The 25,995-nt window shown below is 72.1% G+C and carries 30 protein-coding genes; 13 read left to right on the plus strand and 17 right to left on the minus strand.

All coding sequences use genetic code 11. The features are described from left to right. The 4 genes from BIV01_RS02285 to BIV01_RS02300 all read right to left on the minus strand — a co-directional run bounded on the left by BIV01_RS02285 (position 1) and on the right by BIV01_RS02300 (position 3,131). Positions 1-429: an SseB family protein gene (locus BIV01_RS02285; RefSeq protein WP_071301809.1), complete on the minus strand. Its 429-nt coding sequence runs from the start codon at positions 427-429 to the stop codon at positions 1-3. 192 nt (positions 430-621) lie between these two features. Beyond that, positions 622-1,290, minus strand: coding sequence for a GOLPH3/VPS74 family protein (locus BIV01_RS02290; RefSeq protein WP_071301810.1), 669 nt, complete (start codon positions 1,288-1,290; stop codon positions 622-624). Between the two features lie 92 nt (positions 1,291-1,382). Continuing rightward, a complete protein-coding gene (locus tag BIV01_RS02295) occupies positions 1,383-2,201 on the minus strand; it encodes an SDR family oxidoreductase (RefSeq protein WP_071301811.1) in 819 nt (272 codons plus the stop codon). Between the two features lie 120 nt (positions 2,202-2,321). Then, positions 2,322-3,131, minus strand: a complete 810-nt coding sequence (locus BIV01_RS02300) for an HNH endonuclease family protein (protein ID WP_071301812.1) — start codon at positions 3,129-3,131, stop codon at positions 2,322-2,324. A gap of 125 nt (positions 3,132-3,256) precedes the next feature. On the opposite strand from BIV01_RS02300, the gene BIV01_RS02305 reads away from it, so the two are divergent. Together BIV01_RS02305 and BIV01_RS02310 are read left to right on the plus strand one after the other, a co-directional pair. Beyond that, on the plus strand, positions 3,257-3,802 hold the full coding sequence (locus BIV01_RS02305; RefSeq protein WP_071301813.1) for a cysteine hydrolase family protein: 546 nt from the start codon (positions 3,257-3,259) through the stop codon (positions 3,800-3,802). A 33-nt stretch (positions 3,803-3,835) separates the two neighbouring features. Beyond that, on the plus strand, positions 3,836-4,615 hold the full coding sequence (locus tag BIV01_RS02310; protein ID WP_071301814.1) for an aldo/keto reductase: 780 nt from the start codon (positions 3,836-3,838) through the stop codon (positions 4,613-4,615). Between the two features lie 12 nt (positions 4,616-4,627). On the opposite strand, the gene BIV01_RS02315 is transcribed toward BIV01_RS02310, so the two are convergent. Both BIV01_RS02315 and BIV01_RS02320 read right to left on the minus strand, forming a co-directional pair. Next, the gene (locus BIV01_RS02315; protein ID WP_139199181.1) at positions 4,628-7,918 is read right to left on the minus strand and encodes a DEAD/DEAH box helicase; all 3,291 of its coding nucleotides are present in this window, start codon (positions 7,916-7,918) and stop codon (positions 4,628-4,630) included. 44 nt (positions 7,919-7,962) lie between these two features. After that, positions 7,963-8,643, minus strand: coding sequence for a hypothetical protein (locus tag BIV01_RS02320; RefSeq protein WP_071301816.1), 681 nt, complete (start codon positions 8,641-8,643; stop codon positions 7,963-7,965). Between the two features lie 87 nt (positions 8,644-8,730). Here BIV01_RS02320 and BIV01_RS02325 point away from each other — a divergent pair, with 87 nt between their 5' ends. Together BIV01_RS02325 and BIV01_RS02330 are read left to right on the plus strand one after the other, a co-directional pair. Beyond that, entirely contained in the window at positions 8,731-9,036 is a 306-nt protein-coding gene (locus BIV01_RS02325; RefSeq protein WP_071301817.1) for a hypothetical protein, read from the plus strand. A gap of 61 nt (positions 9,037-9,097) precedes the next feature. Then, a complete protein-coding gene (locus tag BIV01_RS02330; RefSeq protein ID WP_071301818.1) occupies positions 9,098-9,547 on the plus strand; it encodes a BLUF domain-containing protein in 450 nt (149 codons plus the stop codon). Between the two features lie 9 nt (positions 9,548-9,556). Here the strand turns inward: BIV01_RS02330 and BIV01_RS02335 are convergent, their stop codons facing one another. Next, positions 9,557-10,984 carry an amino acid permease gene (locus BIV01_RS02335; RefSeq protein WP_070418581.1) on the minus strand — a complete coding sequence of 476 codons (1,428 nt, stop codon included), beginning with the start codon at positions 10,982-10,984 and terminating at the stop codon, positions 9,557-9,559. A gap of 140 nt (positions 10,985-11,124) precedes the next feature. Between BIV01_RS02335 and BIV01_RS02340 the strand changes: the two genes are divergently transcribed. Next, the gene (locus BIV01_RS02340) at positions 11,125-11,613 is read left to right on the plus strand and encodes a DUF427 domain-containing protein (protein WP_071296660.1); all 489 of its coding nucleotides are present in this window, start codon (positions 11,125-11,127) and stop codon (positions 11,611-11,613) included. Between the two features lie 9 nt (positions 11,614-11,622). Here the strand turns inward: BIV01_RS02340 and BIV01_RS02345 are convergent, their stop codons facing one another. Further along, positions 11,623-11,958 (minus strand): hypothetical protein, encoded by a 336-nt coding sequence (locus tag BIV01_RS02345; RefSeq protein WP_139199182.1) that lies wholly within the window; start codon positions 11,956-11,958, stop codon positions 11,623-11,625. Positions 11,959-12,041: 83 nt separating this feature from the next. Between BIV01_RS02345 and BIV01_RS02350 the strand changes: the two genes are divergently transcribed. From BIV01_RS02350 to BIV01_RS02360, 3 genes are all read left to right on the plus strand, one after another. Next, positions 12,042-12,422 carry a DoxX family protein gene (locus BIV01_RS02350; protein ID WP_070418584.1) on the plus strand — a complete coding sequence of 127 codons (381 nt, stop codon included), beginning with the start codon at positions 12,042-12,044 and terminating at the stop codon, positions 12,420-12,422. Beyond that, complete coding sequence (locus tag BIV01_RS02355; RefSeq protein ID WP_441294371.1) at positions 12,422-12,841, plus strand: hypothetical protein; 420 nt, start codon at positions 12,422-12,424, stop codon at positions 12,839-12,841. Before BIV01_RS02350 ends, BIV01_RS02355 begins: the two co-directional genes overlap by 1 nt. A gap of 95 nt (positions 12,842-12,936) precedes the next feature. Continuing rightward, a complete protein-coding gene (locus BIV01_RS02360; protein ID WP_071296662.1) occupies positions 12,937-13,398 on the plus strand; it encodes a hypothetical protein in 462 nt (153 codons plus the stop codon). Between the two features lie 8 nt (positions 13,399-13,406). On the opposite strand, the gene BIV01_RS02365 is transcribed toward BIV01_RS02360, so the two are convergent. Beyond that, positions 13,407-14,027, minus strand: coding sequence for a hypothetical protein (locus tag BIV01_RS02365; RefSeq protein ID WP_071301822.1), 621 nt, complete (start codon positions 14,025-14,027; stop codon positions 13,407-13,409). A 116-nt stretch (positions 14,028-14,143) separates the two neighbouring features. Then, on the minus strand, positions 14,144-15,619 hold the full coding sequence (locus tag BIV01_RS02370) for an APC family permease (protein ID WP_071301823.1): 1,476 nt from the start codon (positions 15,617-15,619) through the stop codon (positions 14,144-14,146). Between the two features lie 138 nt (positions 15,620-15,757). Here BIV01_RS02370 and BIV01_RS02375 point away from each other — a divergent pair, with 138 nt between their 5' ends. Then, on the plus strand, positions 15,758-16,183 hold the full coding sequence (locus BIV01_RS02375) for a DUF6892 domain-containing protein (RefSeq protein ID WP_071296665.1): 426 nt from the start codon (positions 15,758-15,760) through the stop codon (positions 16,181-16,183). Between the two features lie 122 nt (positions 16,184-16,305). On the opposite strand, the gene BIV01_RS02380 is transcribed toward BIV01_RS02375, so the two are convergent. Then, positions 16,306-16,923, minus strand: a complete 618-nt coding sequence (locus BIV01_RS02380; RefSeq protein WP_071301824.1) for a uracil-DNA glycosylase — start codon at positions 16,921-16,923, stop codon at positions 16,306-16,308. Further along, complete coding sequence (locus BIV01_RS02385; protein WP_071296667.1) at positions 16,920-18,122, minus strand: glycosyltransferase; 1,203 nt, start codon at positions 18,120-18,122, stop codon at positions 16,920-16,922. The genes BIV01_RS02380 and BIV01_RS02385 overlap by 4 nt, the downstream gene beginning before the upstream one ends. Positions 18,123-18,179: 57 nt before the next feature. Between BIV01_RS02385 and BIV01_RS19620 the strand changes: the two genes are divergently transcribed. Together BIV01_RS19620 and BIV01_RS02395 are read left to right on the plus strand one after the other, a co-directional pair. Further along, positions 18,180-18,368, plus strand: a complete 189-nt coding sequence (locus BIV01_RS19620; protein WP_071301825.1) for an antitoxin VbhA family protein — start codon at positions 18,180-18,182, stop codon at positions 18,366-18,368. Further along, entirely contained in the window at positions 18,365-18,967 is a 603-nt protein-coding gene (locus BIV01_RS02395; RefSeq protein ID WP_071301826.1) for a Fic/DOC family protein, read from the plus strand. The genes BIV01_RS19620 and BIV01_RS02395 overlap by 4 nt, the downstream gene beginning before the upstream one ends. Here the strand turns inward: BIV01_RS02395 and BIV01_RS02400 are convergent. Next, complete coding sequence (locus tag BIV01_RS02400; protein WP_217642528.1) at positions 18,964-19,830, minus strand: DUF429 domain-containing protein; 867 nt, start codon at positions 19,828-19,830, stop codon at positions 18,964-18,966. The genes BIV01_RS02395 and BIV01_RS02400 overlap by 4 nt on opposite strands. Before the next feature lie 177 nt (positions 19,831-20,007). On the opposite strand from BIV01_RS02400, the gene ligD reads away from it, so the two are divergent. Continuing rightward, positions 20,008-21,027: a non-homologous end-joining DNA ligase gene (gene ligD, locus BIV01_RS02405; protein ID WP_071301828.1), complete on the plus strand. Its 1,020-nt coding sequence runs from the start codon at positions 20,008-20,010 to the stop codon at positions 21,025-21,027. Positions 21,028-21,032: 5 nt separating this feature from the next. On the opposite strand, the gene BIV01_RS19625 is transcribed toward ligD, so the two are convergent. Further along, a complete protein-coding gene (locus BIV01_RS19625) occupies positions 21,033-21,176 on the minus strand; it encodes a hypothetical protein (RefSeq protein ID WP_175473622.1) in 144 nt (47 codons plus the stop codon). 82 nt (positions 21,177-21,258) lie between these two features. After that, positions 21,259-22,308: an ATP-dependent DNA ligase gene (locus BIV01_RS02410; RefSeq protein ID WP_071301829.1), complete on the minus strand. Its 1,050-nt coding sequence runs from the start codon at positions 22,306-22,308 to the stop codon at positions 21,259-21,261. A gap of 120 nt (positions 22,309-22,428) precedes the next feature. On the opposite strand from BIV01_RS02410, the gene BIV01_RS02415 reads away from it, so the two are divergent. Then, positions 22,429-23,472, plus strand: coding sequence for an MBL fold metallo-hydrolase (locus tag BIV01_RS02415; protein ID WP_071301830.1), 1,044 nt, complete (start codon positions 22,429-22,431; stop codon positions 23,470-23,472). 133 nt (positions 23,473-23,605) lie between these two features. Here the strand turns inward: BIV01_RS02415 and BIV01_RS02420 are convergent, their stop codons facing one another. Then, the gene (locus tag BIV01_RS02420; protein WP_070418597.1) at positions 23,606-24,238 is read right to left on the minus strand and encodes an FMN-dependent NADH-azoreductase; all 633 of its coding nucleotides are present in this window, start codon (positions 24,236-24,238) and stop codon (positions 23,606-23,608) included. Between the two features lie 133 nt (positions 24,239-24,371). After that, a complete protein-coding gene (locus BIV01_RS19210) occupies positions 24,372-25,991 on the minus strand; it encodes a putative Ig domain-containing protein (RefSeq protein ID WP_071301831.1) in 1,620 nt (539 codons plus the stop codon). Positions 25,992-25,995 lie beyond the last annotated feature (4 nt).

Raw genomic sequence — 25,995 nt, forward strand, 5'->3', positions numbered from 1 at the left:
TCAGCCCTGGTCGGGGTCCTCGTCGAGGTGGACACCGCTCTGCATCTGCGCGCGTATGCCGGCGAGGACGTCGGCGTGCAGGAAGTTCGCCTCGGCGGCACTCGTGGGGTCGACGACGATGCCGAACTCCTCCGGCAGTGCCGTCACGAGCTCGGACATCGACACCGGACGGCCCTCGGTGTCGGGCAGGCCGGCGGCGAGTTCGGCGGGGTCGGTGAACACGGGGACGAACGGCTTCTCCCGGATGACCACGTGCGCGACGCTTCCGCCGTCGGGAGCGTCCGCGGGTCGCCACGGCACCCACGCGGCGCTGCGGAGGAAGCCGGCGGGCGAGGTCGCCATGCGCCTCCGGAGTTCGGCGGCGGCGGTCGGCGGGGTCTTGTCGACGCCGCGGCCGAATGCGGATCCCGTCTGGTCGTTGGTGCTCATGCGGTTCCCTCCCGGGGGTCGTCGACCATGCTGTCACGGCCGACGGGGTCGTCACGACGTCGCAGGACGGCGACCGGGAACCGCGCCCACTGGTTGACCGTTCTGGTTCGGAGGAGCCGGGGATCGCGAACCGGAACGGTCACGGGCCCGGAACGAAACCTGCTCGCGCGGCGCCGACGTCGCCGGTCGGGCTCAGCTCGAGGAGATCGTCGCCGTCGTCGCGGCGGTGCTCGCCGCCACCGTCGCCATGATCGCCGCCGTCTGGATGTCCTCGAGCACGGCCTTGACCGCGGGGCTGGCCCAGCCGCCCGAGGTGACCTCCTTCACGAGCGCCCGGTCGACCTTGCCGAACTGCTTGCGGAGCGTGCTGGTCGCGTCGAGCAGGCCGATGACGGCGGCGGCGAACGGCGTGGGTTCGGCGCGCCCGGCGAGGACGTCGCCGATGCCGGCGCGGAGGAGCGCTTCGGGGCCACCGTCGCGCTCCGGGTACTTCGTGGTGGGGAAGATGCCGAGCGTCTTCCCCTGTTCGAGCGTGATGAGGCCGCGTGCGATGAGCCCGGCGAACACGTCGTCGCGCAGCGGTCGCTTGCCGATGCGGGTTATCCACCACTTCGCCTTGCGGGGCTTGTCGGCGGCCGCGATGGTGCCGACGACGCCGTCGAGGACCGGGTCGCCGATGGCCGCACCGTTCACGACGGCGACGAAGCCGTCCTGCAGCGAGACGACGCCGCGCAGGGCGAGGTCCGCGAGGACGGCACCGGCGAGCCCGGCGTCGAGGGTCTGCACGTCCGTGGACTTCCGCCCGTCGGACTCGATCTGGAGGAGCGCGAACGCCTGCGGGACCGTGAGTTGCTCAGCCATGTCCGCAGCCTGCCACGCGGGGCGGGGGTGCGCCGCGCCTCCAGGCCGATGCCCAGCGCACGTCGAGGTGGCCGCGCGCCGGGCTGTGTGACTCAGTACGCGGCGGACTGTCCGCCGTCGATCGGGACGACCGTGGCGTTGACGTACGAGGCGTCGTCGGACAGCAGGAAGGCGACGACCGCGGCGATCTCGGGCGCCTCGCCGTAGCGCTTGGAGGGGTTGACCTGGATGAACTCCTCGGCGGCCTTGCGGGGGTTCTCCGGGTCGAGCTGCTTCATCGAGTTCTCGACCATCGGCGTCCAGATGGCGCCGGGGGCGATGGCGTTGATGCGGATGCCGTAGCGGCCGTACTCGACGGCCGAGTTGCGGGTGAGACCGACGACACCGTGCTTCGCGGCGGCGTAGCCGGACTGGTTGCCGATGCCGCGGATGCCGCCGACGCTCGCCGTGTTGACGACCATGCCGGAGCCCTGCTCGCGCATGGTCTTCAGGACCTTCTCGAGGCCGAGGAACACGCCGCGCAGGTTGATCGAGACGACCTTGTCGAACTCGGCGGCGGTGAACGACTCGGTCGGGTTCTGCTTGCCCTCGATGCCGGCGTTGTTGAAGAAGCCGTCGATGCGGCCGAAGCGCTCGGTGGTGGCGGTGACGTAGGCCTCGACCTGGGCCTCGTCCGAGACGTCGGCGACGGTGGTGAGGACCTCGGCGTCGGGGGCGGTCTCGAGCACGGCGGCCTTCGAGGCCTCGAGTCCCTCGGCGGAGACGTCGACGAGGGAGAGCTTCGCGCCTTCGGCGGCGAGACGGACGGCGGTCGCACGGCCGAGGCCGGAGCCGCCGCCGGTGATGAGGACGACGCGGTCGGTGAAGCGGGCCGTGGGGGAGCTGGTTGCGGGGGAGCTGGTTGCGGTCATGGGGAGGCCTCCTGAGGTCTTCGACGGTGAAGGGCTCGGGGTCCGCGGTGGAGCAGCGAGTCCGAACGATGCATTCGCATCGACGGGAGATAGGCTACACCTGTTGTCTTGCGGCCGTGCTCAGCAGGTCCGCAGGATCCGCGCCATCGCGTCGTGCTCGGCGGGGGCCACCCACAGGCGGTACTTCGTCTTCACCGCAACCTGGTGCTCGATGTACGTGCACCGGAACGACTTGTCCGCCGGCAGCCAGGTCGCGGCGTCGCCGGAACGCTTCTGCGCGTTCGAGTGCTGGTCCACCGCGAACAGGTTCGCCGGATCGTTGGCGAGCGACTCCCGCTCACGCTGCGAGAGCTGCTGGGCCCCGGTCCGCCAGGCGTTCTCGAGTGCGACGACGTGGTCGATCTGCACGAGCGTGGAGGTCGTCTCGCCGCGCACGAAGCCGATCGTCGCCCCGGTGTACGGCGACACGAGCGTCCCGGTGAGCACCCGGCAGGGGCCCTGGCGGGTGATCGCCGAGAGGTCCCGCGCCAGCACGTCGTTCCGCGTGTCGCAGCCGTTCCGGTCGACGTCGAGCCACGCGGTGCCGAAGTCGCCGACCCGGTCGTACCCGGTGGCGGGGGCCTTGCCCTTGACCGGCAGGGCGGCGAGTTCCGCCCGCGCGGTGGCTGCTGTTGCGGCGTCGGCGTCGGCGTCGGCGTCGGTCGCGCTCGGCGCGTCGGCTCGGGAGGCGCGGGTCGTCCCCGGCGCACCCGGTTCCGTCTCGATGGTGGGGGCGTCGGTGCCCGTGGGCGCGCTGGTCGACGCCGGTGCGGCTTCGGCGTCGGGCGCGATGATGCCCGCGGTGTGCAGGGCGTACCCGCCGACGGCGAGTGCGAGGACGACGAGGACGGACGTGAGGCTGGTGCTGGTGCGGCGTCGGCGGGACGTCATGCGTGGGTGGAGCTCCTGGTGGTGCGGTGGTGCGGTGCACCGACGATGATGCCGGACACGTCGGACATCGCCCCGGACCCCGGCGGAGGGTCGGCCGCCCGGCCCGCCGGAGTAGCGTCCACGAGGTGGGCACCGCACTCCTCGTCATGGACTACCAGAACAGCATCGTCGAACGACTCGGCACGGACGAGGCCCTGGCTGCGGCGACGGCAGCGGTCTCGGCCGCCCGGGAGCGCGGCATCCCCGTGGTCTTCGTCCGTGTGGCGTTCCGGCCGGGCGCACCCGAGGCCGCGCGCACGAACAAGATGTTCGGCGGGATGCGGGAGCGCATCGGGGCCCAGACTCCGGGGTCCACCGACGTGCACAGCGCGTTCGGGGTCGGGGACGACGACCTCGTCGTGACGAAGCTCCGCGTCAGTGCCTTCGCCGGGTCGGACCTCGAGGTGCTGCTCCGCGGCCTCGAGGTCCGCGACCTCGTGCTCGCCGGGATCGCCACGAGCGGCGTCGTCCTCTCGACGCTGCGCCAGGCGGCCGACCTCGACTTCGGGCTGACGGTCCTCTCGGACGCGTGTGCCGACGGCGACGCGGAGGTCCACCGCGTCCTCACCGAGAAGGTCTTCCCGCGGCAGGCCGAGGTCGTCACCGTCGCCGAGTGGACCGCCTCGCTCTGAACCGTCCCGCGGGCACGGCGTAGACACGGGTGCATGACCGATTACGCGAACCCGTCCGTGTCCGTCACCGGTGGGTCGATGCCGCTCCTCGGCTTCGGCACCTGGCAGATCCCCGACGCCGAGGCGCCCGCCGCCGTCGGCGAAGCACTGGCGGCCGGGTACCGCCACATCGACACCGCCACCGGGTACCGCAACCAGCGCGGCGTCGGGAAGGCCGTCGCCGAGTCCGGTCTCGCCCGCGACGAGGTCTTCGTGACGACCAAGCTGCCGCCGGACAACGCCGACCGCGTGCGGGACACCATCGAGGAGAGCCTCGACCAGCTCGGCCTCGACCACCTCGACCTCTGGCTCGTGCACTGGCCGCCGAACGGCGAGGCACGCCCGGACGTGTGGGAGCAGGTCGTCCAGGCGCAGTCGGACGGCCTCACGAAGGCGGTCGGGGTGAGCAACTACTCCCTCGCGCAGATCGACGAGCTCGTCAGCGCCACCGGGGTCACCCCGGCCGTGAACCAGATCAAGTGGAGCCCCGTCGAGTTCGACCGCGCCGTGGCCGACGGGCTCGCGTCCCGCGGGGTCGTCCTCGAGGGCTACAGCCCCTTCAAGGCGAGCAACCTGCAGGACCCGACGCTCGTCGACATCGCGACCGCACACGACGCGGACAGCGCGCAGGTCATCGTCGCGTGGCACGTCGCGCACGGGTTCGTCGTCATCCCGAAGTCGTCGAACCCCGAGCGCATCCGGTCGAACGCCGCCGGCGCCCGGATCGAGCTGTCGTCCGACGAGGTCGCCGCGATCGACGCCCTCGCCCGCTGACCCTCGGCCGCGTCAGGCCAGCAGGGAGCGGATGTCGTCGGCCGTGAGGTCCTCGGCGAAGAGGGCGTCGTCGTCGATCATCGTCGCGAACAGCTCGGCCTTCTTCGCCGCGAGCGCGAGGACCTTCTCCTCGATGGTGTCCTCGGCGATGAACCGCTGCACGTTCACCGACCGGGTCTGGCCGATGCGGTGCGTCCGGTCCACCGCCTGGTTCTCGGCGGCGGGGTTCCACCACGGGTCGAGCACGAACACGGTGTCCGCCTCGGTCAGGGTCAGCCCGAAGCCACCGGCCTTGAGCGAGATGAGGAACGCCGGGGCGGTGCCGTTCCGGAAGCGGTCGATGACCTCGGGGCGGCGCCTCGTCGAGCCGTCGAGGTACTCGTAGCCGACGCCCCGGTCGTCGAGGGCGGTGGCCACCATGCGGAGGAACGACGTGAACTGGCTGAACACCAGGGCGCGGCGACCCTCGGCGGCGAGCTGTTCGAGTTCGTCGAGCAGCAGGTCGAGCTTCGCGGAGGACAGGTCCTCTCGTGAACCGTCGACCAGCGCCGGCGACAGCGCGAGCATCCGCAGCAGGGTCAGGGACCTGAACACGATCATCCGGTTCTTCGCGAGGTCGTCGATGAGGTCGAGGACCTTCAGGCGCTCCCGGTTCAACGTCGTCTCGTACAGGGTCCGGTGCGCGGGGTCGAGCGTCACCCGGACGACCTGCTCCTGCTTCGGCGGGAGGTCGGCGGCGACGCTCTCCTTCGTCCGCCGGAGCATGAGCGGCCGGATCCGCCGTCGGAGCCGCGCGGTGAGCTCCTGGCGGGCGGCCCCGCGGAGGTCCGGCGAACCGAGCGGCTTCACGTAGTCGTCCCCGAACCGCGACCACGACGACAGCAGCCCGGGCGCGACGATGTGGAACAGCGCCCAGAGGTCCGTCAGCCCGTTCTCGAGCGGTGTGCCCGTGATCGCGAACTTCACCGGCGCGCGGAGGTCGACCGCCACCCGGTGCGTCTGCGACTGCGGGTTCTTCACGAACTGCGCCTCGTCGAGCACGAGGGCCGCCCACGGCAGGTCGGTGTACGCCTGCGCGTCGAGCCGGAGCAGCGCGTACGAGGTCACCACGATGTCCGACGCGGCAGCAGCGCGTGCGACGAGCCCGGGGTCCTTCAGCGTCGTCGCGCCGATCGTCGTGACGCGCAGCGACGGCGTGAACCGGGTTGCCTCGGCCGCCCAGTTGCCGACGACCGAGGTCGGCGCGACGACGAGGAACGGCGGCGCGTCCGGCGAGGACTCCCGCGCGGCGGCGATCGTCGTGAGGACCTGCAGCGTCTTGCCGAGACCCATGTCGTCCGCGAGCACCCCGCCGACCCCGTGCGACAGCAGGAACGACAGCCAGGCGTACCCGGTGTGCTGGTACGGCCGGAGCTCGGCGTGCACCGAGTCCGGCACGAGCACCGACTCCGGTGGCGTCGCCCCGAGCAGCCCCGCCGCGATCGCCTCCCACCGCTCGTCGTGCGAGGTCTCGTCGGCCAGCTGGTCGAACTCGGACCACAGCCCGGCCTGCAGCGGCGTCACGGTCATCGGCTGGTCGGGCTCCCACTCGTCGAGGTCGCGCGCCTCGTCGATGAGCTCCTTCAGCCGGTCGAACGCGGGGTCGGACAACGACAGGTACGAGTTGTCGACGAGCTTCATCCGCCGGTCCCGCTTCGCGAGCGCCCGGAGCAGCGGCGTGAACGGCACCTGCTTGCCGTTCACGGACACGAAGATGCCGAGGTCGAACCAGTCGTGCTTGTCCGACGGCATGGTCGTCACGCGGATGTGCGGCCGACCGGTCAGCCGTTCGTAGTCGACGCGTTCGCCCTGTACGACGGTGCGGACGCCGAGCGCCGGCAGCTCCGGCAACAGCTCGTTCGCGAACACCGCGACGTCGGCACCGTCGATCGTGCCGTCCTCGAACCACGCGAGTCCGCCGCCGGGTCCGGTCGGGCCGGCCGTGTCGTCGGCCGCGCGCAGCCCGGCGAGGTCCGGGAGGGGTCCGTGCAGCGCGACGGGGTCCTTCCGCGCGTCGACGTGCCAGCGCCACTGCAGGTGCACGCGGTCGTCCGTCCGGGGCGCCCGGGCCGGTTCGAACGTCGCCGTCAGCACGAGTTCGGGCGGCGTGCGCTCGGGCAGCTCGACGGAGCCGTCGGCGCTGACGAGGCCGAGCGCGCCACGGAGCCGTGGGGACCAGTCGGCGAGGAACTCCGCGACCTCGGGCTCCGGAACGGTGATCCGGGCGCCGTCGACGAGCATGCGCCGCTGGTCCTCCGGCACGGGGGTGACCGTCGGGGCGAACGCGACGTGGAACTCGGGGCTCTCGCGGAAGACGTAGACGCCGTGGTCGCCGATCGTCCGGGCCGTGCCGGGAGCCGCCGGTCGGCCGTCGAGGACCGCGCTCGCACCGATCACGAGCCCGCCGTCCTGCCGGGCGACGTCGAGGAGGACACGCGCCTCGGCACCGAGCACGGCACCGCCCTCGCGCTTGCCGGTGACGAACGCGATGCCGAGGGCCGGTGCCTGCGTGAGGAGCGGCCAGAGCAGCGGACTGCCGAAGTCGTCGAGGTGGATCCAGTCGGCCTCGCCCGGGAGCCCGGCGAGTTGGCCGGCGCGATGGAGCGCGGCGAACTGGACGAACCAGGCGTGCTGCTCGGGGGAGAGGCCGAGCCGGTTCATCGAGTAGGGGAGGGTGCCCCACGTCAGTTGCCCCCGAACCCAGTTGCCGGCGTCGCTGCGGGTCACCGGGCGGACGCCGAGCCGCACCGACCGCGAGGCCGTCGGCAGGGCGCGACCGGCGGCTCGCGCACGCGAGGCGAGCCGGGCGGAGACCGCGTCACGCAACTCGAACTGCAGACCCATGGGGGTGCCCTGCGGCTCGGCCACCTGCTCGTCGTCGCCGGCGAGGCGGGCGAGGTCGTGCCTCCAGTCCGAGGGCGGCGGAGCCGGCTGTTCCGGCTTCGGGCCGGCGGCTGCGGCGAGTGCGCGGGCGTTGATGGTGAGCAGGGCTGCGGCGACGTGCTTGCAGTCGCCGCCCAGCGGGCAGGTGCAGGTGCTGCGGACCGGACGGACGAACTCGCCGCGGGCCGGGCTGGTCTCGATGCGGAGTTCGTACGGGTCGTCGGCGGAGCCCGACACCGCGCCGGTGACGGTGCCGTCGTCGTCGTGCCAGACGGCGTCGTCGACCAGGCCCGCCCGGGCGAGGTCCCGCGCGCGGCCGAACGCCTGCGGCCCGACGAAACGGATGACGTCGACGGCGTCGATCATCGGGGCGGCTGGCACGGGTCAATCGTGCCAGGTGCCACCGACCTCCGGCGCTCGCCGGGTCAGCGGATCGACCAGGTGCTGCCGGCGTTCAGCTGCAGGACGGACGGGCCCTTCGACAGGGTGATCCGCTTCGAGAGGTCCTTGCCGGAGCCGTTGTCGCTGGCGGGGATGGTCTCGTAGTCGTTGCGGAGCAGGGTTTCGCGGAGCATGCACGTCGCGACACGAGTCGTCGTGCACCGGAACTGCCGGGCGGCGGAGGAGCCCCAGTAGAGCATCACGTTGTCGCCGTGCCCCGACGTCGTCAGGGCGGGGGCGCTCGAGACCTGGCTGAACCGCAGGATCCACTGCCCCCTGGCCTCGACCTTGAGCGCGGCGGGCTTCCGCCACGAGTCGGTGCCGTAGGCGACGCGGCCCGTGTACTTGCCGCCCTGGCCGATGGGGTTCGACCCGGTCGGGCCGCCCTTGCTGTTCAGCTCGTGCACCTCGAACTCGGTGTGCTCGGCATCCGCCGGGGTGAACGTCGCGACGATGATGCCGCTGCGGGCGTTCTGCGGGAGCACGATCGTGGCGTTCCGGCTGCCCGACTTCGTGAACGGGGTGAACGTGCCGTACTGGTGGTCGTACTGCGCCTTCATCGCTGCGGGCATCCCGACGGCCTGCGCCGGCGCGACACCGACGAGGGACGACACCACGGCGGCGACGCTGACGACGAGTGCGGCGGTGAGGGTGGTGCGGCGCATGGGACTCCTGTCGGATCGGCGTTCCCGATGATGGCGTGCGGCACCCGCGTGCGACAGACCCTGTCCGGGGGCCGCGATACTGGGTGGGTGACGACACTGCGAGGAGAACTGCGCTCGACCGCGACGACGGAGGCCGAGGGCAGCGGCGAGAACATCGAGGCGGCGCGCACGGCGGCGGTCGAGGCCCTGGACCTGCACGGGTTCGAGCTGCAGCAGGTGAACGCGGTCACGAGCAAGGCCACCGGCGAGACCACCGTGCGTGCGATCGCCCGTTCCAAGGAGACCAGGCCGCACGAGGCGACCGGGCAGACCTACGAGGAGGCGCTGCAGGCCTTCCGCGCGTCGGTCCCCGAGGGGTGGCAGGCCCAGAACATGCGCGAGATCCGGTCGTAGGACGTCCGGCGTCCCGTTCTGGGGGAGTCGCGGGCGCGCGGGAGCGGGCAGGATCGACGGCATGCTGCAGTCACTCGTCTACATGAGCGCGGCCACGGAGCCGTTCGACGACGACGCCCTCGACGAGGTGCTCGCCCACGCCCGTGCCCGGAACACCGCCGACGGTCTGACCGGGCTGCTCGTGCACCGCAACGGGCGGTTCATGCAGCTGCTCGAGGGACCGTACGAGCAGGTGTTGTCGACGTACCAGCGGATCCTCGCGGACGAGCGTCACGACGAGGTGCGGCTCCTCGCCGAGGAGTCCATCCACACCCGGCGCTTCCCGGAGTGGTCGATGGCGTACGACCGCGACGTCGAGGGCGCTGCGACGCCGGAGGGCTTCAGCGACTTCCTGACCTCGGGGGACCAGAGCGCCGACACCGGCCGGTCCCGGGAGCTGCTGCGGTGGTTCCGCAACCACCCGATGGCCGACCCGACGGCGGCGAAGGGGAAGCACCGCCGGGACGCGTAGCCCGTCCGGTCAGACGATCGGCTTGCCCGTCGCCTCGCCGGTCGCCAGCTTGCTGTGCCGACGGGAGTAGCCGAAGTACACGCCGAGGCCGATCGCGAACCAGACCGCGAAGCGCACCCACGTCTCCCACTGCAGGAACGTCACGAGCCACAGCGACGCGATGACGCCGATGATCGGGATCACCGGCATGAACGGCAGCCGGAACTGCCGGTCGAGGTCGGGCTGGCGGTAGCGCAGCACGATCACGGCGGAGCAGACCACCACGAAGGCGAGCAGGATGCCGATGTTCGTCAGCTCGGCCACGACCCCGATCGGGAGCACGCCGGCCAGGATCGCCGACGCGATGCCGAGGATCCACGTGACGCGGGTCGGCACGTGGCGCTTCGGGTCGGTCTTCGCGAACCACTTCGGCATGAGGCCGTCGCGGCTCATCGAGAACCAGACGCGGCTCGCACCGAGCATGAAGGTCACGAGCACGGTGATGATGCCGACGATGGCGCCGATCGCGATGATGTTCGCCACGCCGCCGAGCCCGACCGAGGCGAACGCCGACGAGAAGCCCGAGGCGGGGTCGATGTCGGTGTACTTCTGCATCCCGGTGAGCACCAGGGTCGCGAGGACGTAGAGGACCATCGAGATGCCGAGCGACAACAGGATCGCCTTGGGCATGTGCTTGCGGGCGTCGGTGGACTCCTCGGCGGCGGTGGACATCGCGTCGTAGCCGAACACCGCGAAGAACACCGTCGCGGCACCGGTCATCACGCCACCGAAGCCGAACGGGAAGTACGGCGAGTAGTTCGCGCTGTTGATGTGGAACACGCCGAGCACGACGATGAGCACGACGAGGGCGACCTTGATGCCGACGGCGACGAACTCGAACCGTGCGGCGCTGCGGATGCCGCGGGTGAGGACGAACGCGGTGAGCAGACACAGGATGATCGCGAACACGTCGATCACGTGGCCGTCGCCGGTGCCCGGTGCGCCGAGCATCCAGGCGGGCAGGTCGATGCCGAACTGGCCGACGAGGAACCCGACGTAGCCCGAGATCCCGATCGCGACGACCGCCACGATCGCGGTGTACTCGAGCAGCAGGTCCCAGCCGATGAACCAGCCGACGATCTCCCCGAGGACCGCGTAGCCGTACGTGTACGCGCTGCCGGCCTTCGGGATGAGGCCGGCGAACTCGGCGTACGACAGGGCAGCGGCGGCGCTCGCGACACCGGCGACGAGGAAGCTGATGAGGACCGCGGGGCCGGCGACGCCGTTCGCGACCGTGCCGGCGAGGGTGAAGATGCCCGCGCCGATGATGCCGCCGATGCCGATCGCGGTGAGCTGCCAGAGGCCGAGGTGCCGTTTCAGGCCGCCGTCGCCACCGGTCTCGTCGTCGATCGTCTCGATCGGCTTCCGTCGGAAGAGGGTGCGTGTCGTCGTCGTCACGCGCCCACTCTGCACCCTGCGGGGGCCGCGCGTCCGCCGCGCCCCGCGCCCGGGGCGACCACGGACGGGGCCGGGCCGGCGGGGCGGGCGCGAGCCGCGCCTCCAGGCCCGCGGGCAGGGAGGCGGCGTAGACGTGACCCATGCGCCGACCGAACCGTACCGAGCCCGCCCCCGGCCAGGAGTCCGTGTGGGACTACCCGAGGCCCCCCGCCGTGGAGCCGGTGCCCGAACGCGTGGTCGTGCGGCTCGGCGGCGAGGTGGTCGTGGACACGACCGACGCGGTGCGGGTGCTCGAGACCTCGCACCCGCCGGTGTACTACGTGCCGATGGCCGACCTCGAGCTCCGGCCGGCCGAGGGGTCGAGCATGTGCGAGTTCAAGGGGCGCGCGCGGTACTTCGACGTGGTGGGCGGGGACGTGGTCGCTCCGCGGGCCGCGTGGAACTACCCGACGCCCGAGCCGGGCTACGAGCAGCTGCGCGACCGGGTGGCGATCTACCCCTCGGCGATGGACTCGTGCGAGGTCGGCGGCGAGGTGGTCCAGGCGCAGGAGGGGGACTTCTACGGAGGGTGGATCACCTCGCGGGTCGTCGGACCGTTCAAGGGGGCGCCGGGCACGCTCGGGTGGTGAGGGGCCGCGTCAGCGGTGGGCGTACGGCGTCCAGAACGGGGAGGGGAAGGCGCCCCCGGTCACGATGACGAGCAACTGCCACACGAGCATCACGAGCCCGAGCACGCCGAGGACGATCCCGATCCACGACCAGACCCGCACGCCTCGTTGCCTCCGTCGTGCGATCGACAGTGCGCGCCAGCCGCTGGCGATGCACACGATGCCGAACACCGCACCGAGCACGACGTGCCGCCCCATCGAGGCCGCGGGGACGATGAACCCCATGTAGAGCGCCATCGGACCGAGCAGCGCGGCCACGACGGCGGGTGCTGCGGGTGGCTCGTGGTCGCGGGAGGCTGTTCCCATGCGTCCGAACCTAGCGGGGCGGTGGCGGTCCGGCACGCCGTGCGGCGCGTGCGGTGGACGTCCGGCACGGGCACGATGGAGGCATGCGATCCTTCCTCCGCGTCCTGCTCGGCCTCGCGCTCGTCTTCGCCGGCACGAGCCACCTCACCTTCGCCCGGCAGGACTTCCGCGCCCAGGTGCCCGACTTCGTCCCGCTCGACGAGGACACCACGGTCCTGGCCTCCGGCATCGCGGAGATCGGCCTCGGCAGCGCCCTGGTGCTCGCACCCCGTCGCTCGCGTCGCTTCGTCGGCACGGTCGCCGCGCTCTTCTTCACCGCGATCTTCCCCGGGAACATCTCCCAGTGGCTGAACCGACGCGACGCCTTCGGGCTCGACACGGACGTCAAGCGCATCGGCCGCCTGTTCGGTCAGCCGGTCCTCATCGCCTGGGCCCTCTGGTCCACGCGCGGGCGGCGAGGGTGATGGAAGCCCCCGTGGTCGCGGATCCGCTCGGGTCCGGTCCGGCGGCCTTCGGACGGGAGGCGCGACACCCCCTGGCAGGCGGCCGTCGCGTCGCGGACGTGGTCGCCACGGTCGTGCTGCTGGTGCTGTTGGCAGCGGAGTCGGTGGTCGCCGGTGGCGGGATCGTGTTCCTGTCGCTGGCGTTCAGCTCGTGCGGCGCTCCCGGCAACTCCTGCGACGAGACCCTCGGTGGCGCGGTCGTCTACGTCGGGCCGGTGCTCGTCGCCCTCGTGCTCGTCGCGGCGCTCGTGGTGTGCGTGCTGCGACTGGTTCGGCGGCGGCTCTCGTGGCCGTTCGCCCTCGTCGGCGTCGCGGCCGTCGTGGCGGTGTTCTTCGGCGCGATCCTGCTCGTCGACAGCGCGATCACCCACGGCATCTGAGGGTCGTTCCTCCACAGGGCGGCCCCGCGCGGCGGTCGTCCACAGATGGGCGACTGGTCGCCGTGCGGTGCGGTGGTGTCGGCGACGCTGAGGGCATGCCAGACACCGACATGCTCGACCGCCTCATCCGCACCCCTGCCCGCACCGACGACGACGTGGTGGACCTCGTGACCGCGCTCGTCGAACGCCCGATCACCCGGCAGTGCTGGGTGCTCTTCCTCGACGAACGGGCCGTGCCGGTGTCGTTCGTCATGCCGATCTCCGACCTGCCGTGGCAACCCGACGAACACGTCGAGGACTTCGCCGCGCTGGTCGGGGACGTCCTCGTGCAGGTCGGCGCGGCCGAGGTCGTGCTGGTCTGGGAGCGCCCGGGGGAGTCCCGGCTGTTCCCGGTCGACTGGGAGTGGGTCGACGCGTGCGCCTGCGCGTTCGAGGAGCACCACGTCCGGCTCCGTGCGCAGGTGGCAGTGCACACCGGCGGGGTCGCGATCGTGTCGCTCGACGACGTCGAGCCGGTCGAGCCGGTGGACGACGGTCCGCTCCCGCTCGCCTCGTGACGTGCTGGTCAGCCCTGGGGTGCGGTGTCGGGGACGGTCTCCCCGGTGAGGCCCTCGACGACGGACTTCGCCTCGGGCCAGAACTTCGCGTAGTGGTCGGGGTCCGAGTTGATCTGGACGGCATGTGCCATCTGGGTCGGGGTCATGGTCTTCCACCCGGGGATCTTCACGAGCTTCGTGTAGAACATCGACGCCGCGGTGTACGGGTCCATCCGCTGCTCGTACGTGCCCCAGGCGCCGTTGTCCCGCTGCTGGAAGAGCCCGCGGCTGTCGGGTCCGGCGGCGTCCCCGTGGTCGAGGTTCACCAGGCTCGACTCCCCGATGGCGGTCATCACGCCGACCGCCTGGGTGTGCGGTCCGATGCCCATGGCCTGGGCGGCGCTGATGACGTACGCGGCGTTGACCAGACGGTCCTGGCAGAACCCGCCGACGGGGCCCGCGGGGACGACGATGCCGCCGATCGTCCTCGTCGCGACGTCCGGGCAGGTCGGGGTCGGGTCCGCGACGACACCCTTGGCGGCACCCGTCAGCGAGTTCACCGCGATGACGACGACCACCACGACGCCGATGCCGATCGCGACGACGCCCGCGCCGAACACCGACGCGAGGGTGATGCCGACGCGGCGCATGGCGGGTCCTCTCGAGCGGGGCGGGTCAGGCGGAGCACGAAGAGGCTACGTGCGCCGCCTGGGAACCGCACCCGCCCGATCGGGGGTGTCCGAGGACCGGCTCGGTCGTTCGCGGGTCAGACGTCGCGGTGGTCGTGGTCGTGCGTCTGCGCCGGCTCGTTCGGGCGCTGGACCTTCGTCGGTTCGGTGACGAGGCCGGTGGGTGCCTTCTCGGTCTGCTTCCGCCCGTGGGTGAACCACGTCACGATCCACAGCAGGATCCCGAGCGCGAGCAGCGCGCCCGCGATCTGGTACTGCTGCGGGTCGCGGCCGGACGAGAAGGGCAGCACGAGCCACAGGCAGGTGACGACACCGATGATCGGCACGATGACCCCGGCCCGGAAGTGCTTGTGGTCGACCTTGTCGCGGCGCAGCACCAGCACCGACGCGTTCACGACCGCGAACACCGACAGCAGCAGGAGCGAGGTGGTGCCGCCGAGCACGACGACGATGGGGGAGTCGGGGTCGAGCGAGACCCAGCCGATCAGCAGCAGCGAGATGAGCGTCGTGAAGACGATCGCGGTGGACGGGGTGCGGCGGGCCGGGGAGACCTTGCCGAGGAAGCCGGGCAGGACGCCCTGCTTGCTCATGCCGTACAGCAGTCGCGACGCCATCATCATGTTGATCAGCGCGGTGTTGGCCACGGCGAACATCGAGATGAACGGCAGCAGGTCGGCGATCGGGAAGTCCGGGGCCGCGGTCTGCACGACGGTGACGAGCGGCGTCTCGTTGCCGGCGAGCTCACCGATCGGCACGACCGCCACGGCGCAGATGGACACGAGCACGTAGATCACGGCCGTGATGCCGAGGCCGGTGAGCATGACCTTCGGGAAGATGCGGGAGGGGTCCTTCGTCTCCTCGGCCATGTTCACCGAGTCCTCGAACCCGACCATGGCGAAGAAGGCCAGCGACGTGGCGGTCGACACCGAGAGCAGGAGCGACTTGTCCTCCGGCGTGTCGAACATGACCACGCGGGAGAAGTCCGCGTTGCCGCCGGCGATCGCCCAGAACCCGATGAGGATCACCATCACGAGACCGGACAGCTCGACCAGGGTGAGGACGACGTTCGTCTTCACGCTCTCGCTGACGCCCCGGAAGTTGATCGCCATCACCGCGAGCATGAAGCCCATCGCGATGAGCATCACGACCGCGTTCGGCAGCTCCAACCCGAAGCCGGCGCCGAGGTTCGCCGCGAACGCCCGCGAGGCCGTCGACGCCGAGGTGATGCCCGAGCACATCACGATGAACGTCACGATGAAGGTGACGAAGTGGATGCCGAACGCCTTGTGGACGTACAGCGCCGCACCGGCCGTCTGCGGGTACTTCGTGACGAGCTCGAGGTACGAGAACGCCGTCAGCAGCGCCACGGCGAACGCGATGAGGAAGGGGAGCCACGCTGCTCCGCCGACCTCTGCCGCGACCTGACCCGTGAGCGCGTAGACGCCCGTGCCGAGGATGTCCCCGACGATGAAGAGCAGGAGGAGTTTGGGACCGATGACCCGCCGGAGCTCTGGCTGCTCCTGTTGCGGGCGCTCTGTGTTGGTGGTGGCCATGCGTCAGCCTGTTCCGCTTCGGGTCATCCTGTCCAGTCTCACAGGCAAATCGCCGCAGATCGCAACATGCTCGTGCTCCGTCGGACACGTGCCAGCGCCCCCGGGCGCTCTCGGGTGGCGACGGCTACGCTCCCAGCCATGCACGACGAGACGAACACGACCGAGGAACCCGTGGAGTTCGCCGACTTCAACGCGAAGCTCCTCGTGCTCGATGTGCTCTGCTACGACCTCGACGTCCTCCAGCCCTACGCCGGGGACGACGACGAGAGCGACGAGGACCTCGACGTCGAAGGGCAGGACGACCGTGCGCGCGAGTACTACGACGACCTCGACCTCCTGCCGTCGCAGCTGTCGCTCGTCACGGAGCTGACGGTCGACTCCGACCTCGAGGTCCTGCAGGACGTGCACCCGGGGTGGGACGGCTCGGACGACCGGTACGACCCGCAGAACTGGGACGACGTGCTCGACCTGCCGGCCCTCGGCACCGTGTACGCCGCGGCACCGCTGCCCGCGCACGTGGTCGAGCGGCTCGCCGCGAAGGGCGTCGAGGTCCGCTCCGCCTGAGCCGCGCCCCGCCCCCGCGAGCCGAGACTCGGCTGCGCGGACATCTTCGTGCGGGATCGGCCGCGAAACTGTCCGCCCGGCCGAGTCTCGCCGCGCCCGCCCGCGCCGCGCCGCGCCCGCGCTCAGCGGCGGAGCGCCAGCACCTGCTCCGTGAACTGCGCGGCCCCGCCCTGCGCCGGGTGCCGCACCGCCACGGCGTCGATCCCCGCCAGCGCCAACGCCCCTTGCGCCTTCCGCCCCACCGCGACGACCCGGACGTCATCGCCGCCCGGACCCGCCCGCATCGCATCGAGCAGCGCGAGCGCGACGGGTGCGCCCTCCCGGACCTCGGCCGGCCGTGGCGTCCGGTTCGTCAGCCGGTCCGGGGCGGCGAACGGGTGGTGCGGGAAGATCGCCCACGTCATCGGGAGCGCACCGTGCCACGACGCCAGGGCAGCCTGCACGACGCGGGAGGAGGCCTCCCACGGCGCGGTCGGCTCCGGCGGGACGAGGTAGTCCAGCCCGAGCTCCCGCATGCTCGTGAACGGCACGCCGGTGTTCGTCATGCCGCGCCACCCGGGAGCCTCGGCGACGAGGAGCGTGTCCGCCCGGGCCCCGGCGGTCGAGAGGTACCGCTCGAGGTTCGCCCGACGCAGCCGCCCGGCAGCGGTCGACACGTCGTACAGCGCCTCGGCGTCGTCCGCGACCGGCACGGCGTCGAGCGCTGCCCAGAACGCGTCGAACCGCCCGCCCCCGGTCACGCGCGTCCCAGCACCCGGCGGTACACGTCCTCGAGCCCGGCGGCCGAGCGCTCCCAGCTGAGGCGCTCCGCGTGCTCCCGTCCGGCCGCGGCCAGCGACGCCGCGTACGACGCGTCCGTCAGGATCCGCTCCGTCTCCGCCGCCCAGACGGCCGGGTCGCGGGACTCGAGCACGACCCCGGTCTCGCCGTCGACCACGGCCTCACGCAGTCCTCCGGCAGCGGCGGCCACGACGGGCACCCCGGACGCGGAGCCCTCGAGCGCGACGAGGCCGTACGTCTCCGAGTGCGACGGGACCAGCACGGCTGCCGCGCCCCGGAACAGGAACGCCAGGTCGGCCCGCGACTGCGGACCGACGAACGTCACGCGGTCGGCGATCCCGAGGCGGGCCGCGAGCCGACGCAGTTCGTCCACGTAGTCACCCGCCTCGCTCGAGGCGTCCCCGGCGATGACGAGGGTGGGTCGCGCCTCCTGGCTGATGCCGGCGATCGCCTCGATCGCGAGGTCCAGCCCCTTCAACGGCTGCACCCGCGCGGCGGCGACCACGTACGGGACGTCCGCGCGGCGGGCGCCGGCGGCGGACGGACGGAACACCGACCCGTCGACGCCCGGCGGCACGATCCAGATGCGCCCGGTCTCGCCGCCGAGCCGCGTGCGGACGGTGTCGGCCTCGGCCGAGGACACGACGACGACCGCGTCGGACTCGTGCGCGAGCATGCGCTCGCCGGCCATCCGTCCGTCGGACTCCGGGCGCTCTCCCTCGGACAGCGGCGTGTCGCTGTCCGCGGCGATCGAGTGGAAGGACTGCACGTGGGGGATGTCCCGCTCGCGGGCCACGGGGAGTGCGGCCGCGCCGGAGAACCAGTGGTGCGAGTGGAGCACGTCGAACGGGCCGAGGTGCTCGAGCTCGCGGCGGAACGGCTCGATGAACGCGTCGTGCTCGCCCTTCGGCACCGGCTCGGCGGGCCCCGCCGACAGGAACCGCAGGCAGACGCCCGGCACGAGCGACACCGAGTCCGGCTGCGTCGGCGACGAGCGGCGCGTGATGATGTCGACGTGGTGGCCGCGGTCGGCGAGGGCCTCGGCCTGGTGGCGGACGACGACGTTCATGCCGCCGACCTCGCCGGAGCCGGGTTCGTCGCCGGGGGAGGTGTGCAGCGACACCAGCCCGATGCGCAGGGGTTCGGTGGTGGTGCTCACCGCGCAAGCCTATCCGCGCGTCTGGAATCCCCGACGGTCCCGGCGTAGGATCGGGACATGCCCAAGCGAACTCGAACCGTCAGCGGAGCGGAGCGTGCCAAGCGCACGCGTGCCGTCGCTGCGGTCGTGCACTCGGGACGCCTCGAAGGCTTCAAGGACAATCCCGAGTGGATCCAGAACATGGAGCGGTTCGCCAACGGGGAGATCAGCCGCGAGGAACTCCGGGCCATCGCCCATCGCCGGTGAACCCTCGTCCCGTCGGCGGCTACCACGACGAGCAGTACGTCCTCCGGAACAAGCTCGGTGCGACGACCCGCGAAGAACTCGCGGCGCTCGAGGTCCCCGAGGTCCAAGACCGGGAGCTCGACCTCCTGCTCGGTGACGTGGACGGTCTGTCGGACCTCCGTCCTTCGCTCCGGGTCCGTCGCATCCACGCGTTCCTCTTCCAGGACGTCTACGAGTGGGCCGGCGAGTACCGCCTGGACGGCATCGCGAAGCACCCGGACGAGCCGTTCCTCCCTCCCGAGCTGATCCCGTCGAGGATGGAGCAGTTCGACGACGTGCTCGGCACCGCGGACGGCATGCGCGCGGATCCTCGGGAGTTCCTGACCCAGCAGTTCGCGGTGCTGAACGCCATCCACCCCTTCATGGAGGGCAACGGCCGGACCCAGCGCGAGTTCTGGCGGCAATTCGCCGAGGAGTACGGCATCGTCCTCGACTGGAGGAACGCGACCACGGCCGAGAACCACCACGCGGCACGCCGGTCCATGCTCGGCGACCTGGGGCCCCTGCGCACGCTGATCGCGAAGGTGATCGTGTCCGACGACTCGTCGGCGACGGACTAGACCGAGCCCGACACGTCCGGCACACCGGACGAGGGCGCCGCCCGCTGCGACGGGCGCGCGGGCGCCACCACGACGGGCCGGCGGCCCGCCTCGTCCACGGCGTCGGACGGGAGGCACGGATCGCCTCCCAGGATCTGCACGCGGTCGTCGCCGTGCCGCTCCCAGAACGCGGCCGTCCAGGCGCAGAGGGCCCCGTCGAGCAGGTCCTCCCGGTGCTTGTGCGTCGGCCCGTGGATCCCGGAGGGCTCGGCGAGCGCCCGGGTGAGCGGATGCGGATCGAGCCGGAGCGGTGGGTCGAGCGGCGTCTCGCGCAGCCGACGCACGAGCTCGTCGAACGCCTCCGCCCGTCGTGCCCGGGCCATCGCCGGCGCGACGTGCAGGTCGAGACGCTTGTACCGCGGCCGCTCGACGTCGTAGCCGAGCTCCTCGACCCCGACGAGGGTCGTGTACGGGTAGCACTCGAACACCGCTGGACCGGTGCGCTCCCGCATCGCTGCGGTCGACGACACGTACCCGACGCCCAGGGCCGTCAGCCGCTCGAGCAGTCGGGCCCCGGCGCTCGCCGCCGACGCGAGGTTCGTCGGGTTCGCCGCGACCTTCCACCGGCCGTAGCGCTGGCCCACCTGCCGTTCGGCCTCGCGGATGCCGGTCGGGTTCGTCACGACGAGTGAGGCGTCCACGGCGATGAGGGAGCGCTCGCCGAGGTGTCCGGCGATCCAGTCGGTGACGGCGTCGACGCCCCGGGCCCAGCCGGCGTCGGTGACCGCTCCGTCGGGGTCCATCGCGACGAGTCCGGTCTCGTTCGGTGCGCGGGTCGCGGTGCCGAGTCCCCATGCCAGGTCCACCCCGAGGTACGCGTTCACCCGTCCATCGTGCACCCCGGGCGGGCGGGACATGCCGCGCGCGGTTCGCCGAGCGGGCGGAACCGGCAGGTGCGGCGCGCCGAGCGTGACGTACTTCGCCCGCTCGACCCCGACCCTGACCCCGACCCGGACCGGGGCTGCGGCCGGGCCCGGGCCCGCCCGTGTACGGTCCGCTGCATGGCGAGCGAAGCGACGACGCTGACGGTCCCGGGGCCGGACGGCGACCGGGAGGTCCGGATCAGCAGCCCCTCCCGCGTGCTCTGGCCCGAGCCCGGCATCACGAAGCTCGACCTGGCGGAGTACCTCGTCGCCGTCGGTGACGCGTTCGTCCGGGCCAACGGCGACCGCCCGATCTCGCTGCAGCGGTTCCCGGGCGGCGTCGACGGCGAGCAGTTCTTCTCGAAGAACCCGCCGAAGGGTGCACCCGAGTACGTCCGCGCGGTCACCGTCACCTACCCGAGCGGCCGGCAGCACCCGCAACTAGTGGTGGACGAGCCGGCCGTCGCGGTGTGGGCCGCGCAGATGAACACCGTCGTGTTCCACCCGTGGGCCTCGCGCGCCGGGGACCCCGACCACCCGGATCAGCTCCGCATCGACCTCGACCCGCAGCCCGGTACCGACTTCCACGACACCGTCCCCGTGGCGCACGAGCTCCGGAAGGTGCTCGACGAGGTCGGGTTGACGGCGTGGATCAAGACGAGCGGGAACCGCGGGCTGCACGTCTTCGCGCCGATCCTGCCCGAGTACGAGTTCCTCGACGTCCGGCACGCGGTCATCGCCGCCGCACGCGAACTCGAGCGACGGATGCCGGACCGGGTGACGACGGCGTGGTGGAAGGAGGAGCGCGGGGAGCGCGTCTTCGTCGACTTCAACCAGGCGAACCGCGACCGGACGATGGCCGGTGCGTACAGTCCCCGTGCCCTCGCGCACGCGGCCGTGTCGACGCCGATCGCGTGGGACGAACTCGACGACGCCGATCCCACGGCGTTCACGATCCGGTCGGTGCCGGAGCGGCTGCGGACCACGGGCGACCCGTGGCAGGCGATGCACGACGATCCCGCGAGCATCACACCACTGCTGGCGTGGTGGGAGCGCGACCTGGAGAACGGCGAGGGCGAACTGCCCTTCCCGCCGGACTTCCCGAAGATGCCGGGGGAGCCGCCGCGCGTGCAGCCGTCACGCGCGAAGAAGGCCTGAACGGGTCAGACGGCGGCGCAGTCCTCAGCGCGGCCCTCGGGCTCGGCGACGCGCGTGGTGTGTGTCGGGAGCGAGACGCTCGCCGTGTGCAGACGCGTCAACCGGGACCACGTCCCGCGGTGGGCGTCGCTGATGCCGTCGATGATCATGTCCCGCTCCCGTCTGCTCGATGCGGATGCATCCGCATGGAAGAAGTTACCTAGTTAGCCTAACTACATCAATCGTCGAGCGTCAATCGGACAGCAGCACGGCGTCGAGGTCGTACGCCGCCGGGACCTCGAGCTGGTCGAAGCCGCACGAGGCGGCCTCGCGGTCGGGACGCCACCGCTCGAACTGGACCGTGTGCCGGAACCGGTCGCCCTCCATCTGGTCGTACCGCACCTCCAGGACCAGCGACGGCGCCAGCCGGACGAACGACGTGTCGCGACCCGACGAGAACCGCGAGCGTTCCCCGTCACCGGTGACGGGCCTCCCGTCCGTATCCCGGAGGACCACCGGGTCGAGCTCGTCCACCAACTCGACCCGTCGCTTGTCCGAGAAGGCGGACACGCCGCCCACCTGCCGGAGCTCGCCGTCGTCGCCGTACAACCCGACGAGCAGCGAGCCGACGCCGGTCCCGCTCTTGTGCACGCGGTACCCGATCGCGACGACGTCGGCCGTGCGGTGGTGCTTGACCTTGAGCATGGTGCGCTTGTTCGGCTCGTACGGCTTCGCCCGGGGCTTGGCGACGACACCGTCGAGCCCGGCGCCCTCGAACGTGGTCAGCCACTCGCGGGCGAGGTCGACGTCGAGCGTGGTGCGGGTGACGAACAGCGGGTCGGACATGTCCTGCGACAGCGCGTCCAGGCGCGACCGACGCTCGTCGAACGGCAGGTCCAGGAGCTCCGTGCCGTCCACCGCGAGCAGGTCGAACGCCACGAACTGCGCGGGGGTCTCGGCGCTGAGCTTCGCGATCCGCGAGGCCGCAGGGTGGATCCGCTGCGACAGCGCCTCCCAATCGAGCCGCTCCGCGCCGGCGTCCCCGGAGCGCAGGATCACCTCGCCGTCGAGGACCACGGGGTGCTCGCGGCCACCGAACTGTGCGCGGAAGGCCTCGACGAGTTCGGGGAAGTAGCGGGTGAGGGGCTTCGCTCCGCGGCTGCCGATCTCCACGTCGTCGCCGTCGATGGTCACGATGCCGCGGAACCCGTCCCACTTCGGCTCGTACCGGAGTCCGCCGCGCACGCTGTCGGGTTCGGGGACGGTGGGGACGGCCTTGGCGAGCATCGGTGCGATCTCCATGCGTCCTGTCTACTCGGGCGGCCGCGTCCGTCCGGCAGGTGTCGGTCCGTCGTCCGGTGGCCGTGGCCCTGGAGGCGCGGCTCGCCCCGGTCGCGACGGGCACCTCGGTAGGGTGGTCGCGTGACGACCGTGCCCCCGCCGGCAGCGCCGGCACCGGAACCGATCAGCCCCGTGCAGGCCGCCGCGCTCCGCGACGGCCTCCTGCCGCCAGTCGAGGAGATCCGCCCGGGCATCTGGACCCTCGCGGTGCCGTTCCGCTTCGGGGTGCCCGACGCGACGCTCGTGTACGTCGTCGAGGGCTCCGACGGGTCGCTCGCGCTGATCGACCCCGGGTGGACCGCCGACGACGGTCTCGACGTGCTCCGCGACGGCCTCACTGCGATCGGGCGGTCGCTCGACGACGTCGGGCTGGTCGTCGTGACACACCTGCACGCGGACCACCTCGGTGCCGCGGCGGCGATCCGACGGGCCACGGGCGCCCGGGTCGCCATGCACCGGCTCGAGGTCGAGGCGCTGCACCGGGAGCGGGCGGACGCCGCGGCGAACGACGCCGACATCGCGACGTGGGGACTGCCGGAGCACCTTCGCGCCGGCGTGGTCGAGGCCTGGGGGAGCGGACGACGGATCGGGCTCGGTCGGACGGCGGAGCCCTTCGCGGACCTCCTGCTCGAGGACGGCGACGTGCTGCCGGTCGCCGGTCGGACGATCCGGACGCTGTGGACCCCCGGGCACACCGCCGGGCACTGCTGCTTCGTCGACGCGGAGGACGGCCTGCTGTTCACCGGCGACCACGTCCTGCCCCGCATCAACTCCGGGATCGGGCTCGGGGGCCGAACCGCCACGAACCCGCTCGGCGACTACCTGGCCTCGCTCGGACGGCTCGACGGCTACGCCGACCTCGAGGTCTGCCCGGGGCACGAGTACCGCTTCCGCGACGTCGTCGGTCGAGCCCGCACCCTGGCGCGGCACCGCGAGGAACGGTCGCGGCACGTCGCCGACGCGCTCGACGGCCTGTCCTCGCCGACGCTCTACGAGGTGGCGTCCCGGGTGCCCTTCAGCGGGGGCATCGAGTCGATGACGGGGTTCCTGCTCGCCAGCGCGCTGACGCAGACGGCGTTCCACGCGGCGCTGCTCGGTCGCGCGGACGAGGTCCGCCCCGCCTGACCCCGCCGGTCGCGGCGGCCTCGGCGCCGCGGTTCGCACCGCCGTCGCACAACGCAAGTGCATCCGCGCCGTGGATCGCCGCGGCGCGGATGGACTTCGGTTGTGCGGGCCGCCGCGGCCGCCGCGCCCCGCGTCAGCCGAGCGTCGCGGCGAGGCGCTCCAGCGTCGTCTTCGCGTCGGCGAACTCGGCGGCGGCGTGGTCGGCGAGCGGCGCGAGGTCGGGCAGCCGGTCCGCCAGGGTCGCGCTCACGGTGATCGGGTACGGCTTCATGCCGAGCGCGGTCCCGAGGATGAGGTGCAGGACCGGGGAGCCGTGGTCCCAGCCCTCCGTCGGGGTCCCGGCGTCGTACGTGGCACCCCGGCTGACGACGGTGACGACCGGACGCCCGGCGAGCGGCTGCACGGCACCGGCGAGGACACCCGGCACGTGGATGCGGTCGATCCAGGCCTTGAGCGTCGACGGCACCGTGTAGTTGTACAGCGGCGCACCGACCACGACGACGTCGGCGCCGAGGAGTTCGTCGATCACCTCCTGCCGGAGCGCGTCGGCCTCGGGGGCCACGACCTCGTCGTCCGTGCGGTCCGCGGCGGCCCAGTGCAGCGCCGAGGTCTCGAGGTGGGGGAGCTGGTCGACGTGCAGGTCGCGTCGGACGACCGTGTACTCCGGGCCGCGTGCGCGCCAGGCGTCCGCGAAGGCCGCGGTGAGGGCGCGGGAGCGGGAGTGCGCGAGGTCGGCCGAGGAGTCGATGTGCAGGAGCGTGGGCATGGTCCCCACGCTACCGACCGACACCCACCGGATGACGGGAACGGCCCCGCCGCGCCGGTGAGGGGCGAGGCGGGGCCGAGGTGGGCCTCCCGTCAGTCACGCGGGCACGCGACTGGCGGGAGGCGTCTGGGCGTCAGCGCTGGGCGTGACGGCGGCGCAGCGTGCGCACACCGATCAGACCGGCGCCGGCGAGGACGAGCGCGAGGGCCCAGGGGAGGGCACCCGTCGCGTCGGAACCGGTGTAGGCGAGCTGGCCCTTCGCGGTGGTGGGCGTGACGACGGCCACCGTCGGGGTCGTCGGACGCACGTCGACCGCGAACGAGAGCGGCTGCAGCGCGCCGCTCGCGACCGTGAGGGTGTGGATCGACGCGTGCGGGAACGTGACGCCGAAGACGCCCTGCCCCTCGGCGCCGTTCTCCTCGTACGGAGCGACCACGTCGGTGGCGACGTCCGAGGTCACCGTCGGGACGAACGTGGGGTTGCCCTCGTCGTCGAAGTCCGACGCGTCGTTGCCGAAGCGGTCGACGGGCGAGCCGGACACGATCAGCGTGCCGCCCTGCGCCACGGTGGGACGGCCGGTCGGCGTGAGGGTGAGCTCCTCGGGGAAGCCGTCCTCGTCGGTCGACAGGTCGACGGTGTAGATCGAGCCGTCCGGCTGGATGAGCCAGATGCGCTTGTCCCGCGCGGTGATCGACTTCTCGTCGGTCGTGAACGCGGTGATGCCGAACGCGGCGGCGTGGTCGACGGTCAGCTCGACGTACTGCGTGGTCGAGACGTCACCGCTCGTGGCCGTGACGGCGAAGTCGTAGAACGACGCGAGGGTGGCGGTGCCGCTCAGCTCGCCCGTGGTCGGGTCGAACGTGATGCCCTCGGGGAGCTGGTCGTCGACGGTGAAGTCGTCGTCCTCCTCGAAGCCGTACCCGATCGCGATGGAGTCGGCCTGCGACTTCGACTCGACGATCGAGTCAGCGGAGTCCTCCTCGTCGCCGTAGTACCAGTCCAGCTTGTACGTCGGCGCCGGGTACCCCTGGGCGCGGAACGTGTACGAGAACGGGTCACCGGCGGTCGCCTCGAGGGGCAACACGTCGACGTCCGCCTCGGTGCCCTCGGTGATGGGCTTGCCGTCCGCGTCGACGAACACCGGGTCCTGCGTGATGACCGCGGAGGGGTCCGAGGTCACGGTCTCCTTGCCGCCGCCCGGCAGGTCGCCGGTCACGGTCACGACGAGCTGCTTGCCCGCCTCGGTCTGGTCGACCGTGAAGGTCTTGGTCTTGGCGATCGTCGTCGGCGTCGGGCCGGCGTCGGCCTCGGTCCAGACGTACTTGAACGAGCCGTCCTCGTCGAACCCGGTCGTGTCCGCCGTGAGCTGCGAGCCCACCTTGGTGTCGCCGGAGACGGTGACGGTGGGGTCGGCGGCCAGCGGCGTGACCGGTGCGTCCGTCGACGCGGCCGACGGCGTCTGGTTCCGTGCGGGAGCGGACGGTGCGGTGGTGCTCGTCGGCGCGTCCGTCGCGGTGTCGGTCGGCGCGTCCGTGGGTGCCGGGTCGGTCGGCGCGTCCGTCGGCGTGGTGTCCGTCGGCGCGTCGGTCGGCGTCGGGTCGGCCGGCGCGGTCTGCGTCGGGACCGACGTGTCGGCGCCCTCGGCGTGTGCTGCCGTCGCGGTCGCGATGCCGAGACCGGTCGTCAGCGCGATGAGCGCGGCGGTGGTCCCGAGCGCGCAGGCGCGTCGGACGGTGGAAGTGCTGCGGCGCACGTGT

It is taken from the genome of Curtobacterium sp. MCBA15_013 (assembly GCF_001865095.1).
Taxonomy (GTDB): domain Bacteria; phylum Actinomycetota; class Actinomycetes; order Actinomycetales; family Microbacteriaceae; genus Curtobacterium.

Excerpts from the sequence above, each read along its gene's own strand:
- ligD (WP_071301828.1), top strand. The coding sequence starts at position 20,008 with ATGGCGAGCGAAGCGACGACGCTGACGGTCCCGGGGCCGGACGGCGAC.
- BIV01_RS02320 (WP_071301816.1), bottom strand. The coding sequence starts at position 8,643 with ATGCGCCGCACCACCCTCACCGCCGCACTCGTCGTCAGCGTCGCCGCC.
- BIV01_RS02355 (WP_441294371.1), top strand. The coding sequence starts at position 12,422 with ATGGAAGCCCCCGTGGTCGCGGATCCGCTCGGGTCCGGTCCGGCGGCC.
- BIV01_RS02375 (WP_071296665.1), top strand. The coding sequence starts at position 15,758 with ATGCACGACGAGACGAACACGACCGAGGAACCCGTGGAGTTCGCCGAC.
- BIV01_RS02330 (WP_071301818.1), top strand. The coding sequence starts at position 9,098 with ATGCTGCAGTCACTCGTCTACATGAGCGCGGCCACGGAGCCGTTCGAC.
- BIV01_RS02360 (WP_071296662.1), top strand. The coding sequence starts at position 12,937 with ATGCCAGACACCGACATGCTCGACCGCCTCATCCGCACCCCTGCCCGC.
- BIV01_RS02420 (WP_070418597.1), bottom strand. The coding sequence starts at position 24,238 with ATGCCCACGCTCCTGCACATCGACTCCTCGGCCGACCTCGCGCACTCC.
- BIV01_RS02290 (WP_071301810.1), bottom strand. The coding sequence starts at position 1,290 with ATGGCTGAGCAACTCACGGTCCCGCAGGCGTTCGCGCTCCTCCAGATC.
- BIV01_RS02350 (WP_070418584.1), top strand. The coding sequence starts at position 12,042 with ATGCGATCCTTCCTCCGCGTCCTGCTCGGCCTCGCGCTCGTCTTCGCC.
- BIV01_RS19625 (WP_175473622.1), bottom strand. The coding sequence starts at position 21,176 with ATGATCATCGACGGCATCAGCGACGCCCACCGCGGGACGTGGTCCCGG.
- BIV01_RS02300 (WP_071301812.1), bottom strand. The coding sequence starts at position 3,131 with ATGACGTCCCGCCGACGCCGCACCAGCACCAGCCTCACGTCCGTCCTC.
- BIV01_RS19620 (WP_071301825.1), top strand. The coding sequence starts at position 18,180 with ATGCCCAAGCGAACTCGAACCGTCAGCGGAGCGGAGCGTGCCAAGCGC.
- BIV01_RS02410 (WP_071301829.1), bottom strand. The coding sequence starts at position 22,308 with ATGGAGATCGCACCGATGCTCGCCAAGGCCGTCCCCACCGTCCCCGAA.
- BIV01_RS02365 (WP_071301822.1), bottom strand. The coding sequence starts at position 14,027 with ATGCGCCGCGTCGGCATCACCCTCGCGTCGGTGTTCGGCGCGGGCGTC.
- BIV01_RS02340 (WP_071296660.1), top strand. The coding sequence starts at position 11,125 with ATGCGCCGACCGAACCGTACCGAGCCCGCCCCCGGCCAGGAGTCCGTG.
- BIV01_RS02370 (WP_071301823.1), bottom strand. The coding sequence starts at position 15,619 with ATGGCCACCACCAACACAGAGCGCCCGCAACAGGAGCAGCCAGAGCTC.
- BIV01_RS02310 (WP_071301814.1), top strand. The coding sequence starts at position 3,836 with ATGACCGATTACGCGAACCCGTCCGTGTCCGTCACCGGTGGGTCGATG.
- BIV01_RS02345 (WP_139199182.1), bottom strand. The coding sequence starts at position 11,958 with ATGGGAACAGCCTCCCGCGACCACGAGCCACCCGCAGCACCCGCCGTC.
- BIV01_RS02285 (WP_071301809.1), bottom strand. The coding sequence starts at position 429 with ATGAGCACCAACGACCAGACGGGATCCGCATTCGGCCGCGGCGTCGAC.
- BIV01_RS02295 (WP_071301811.1), bottom strand. The coding sequence starts at position 2,201 with ATGACCGCAACCAGCTCCCCCGCAACCAGCTCCCCCACGGCCCGCTTC.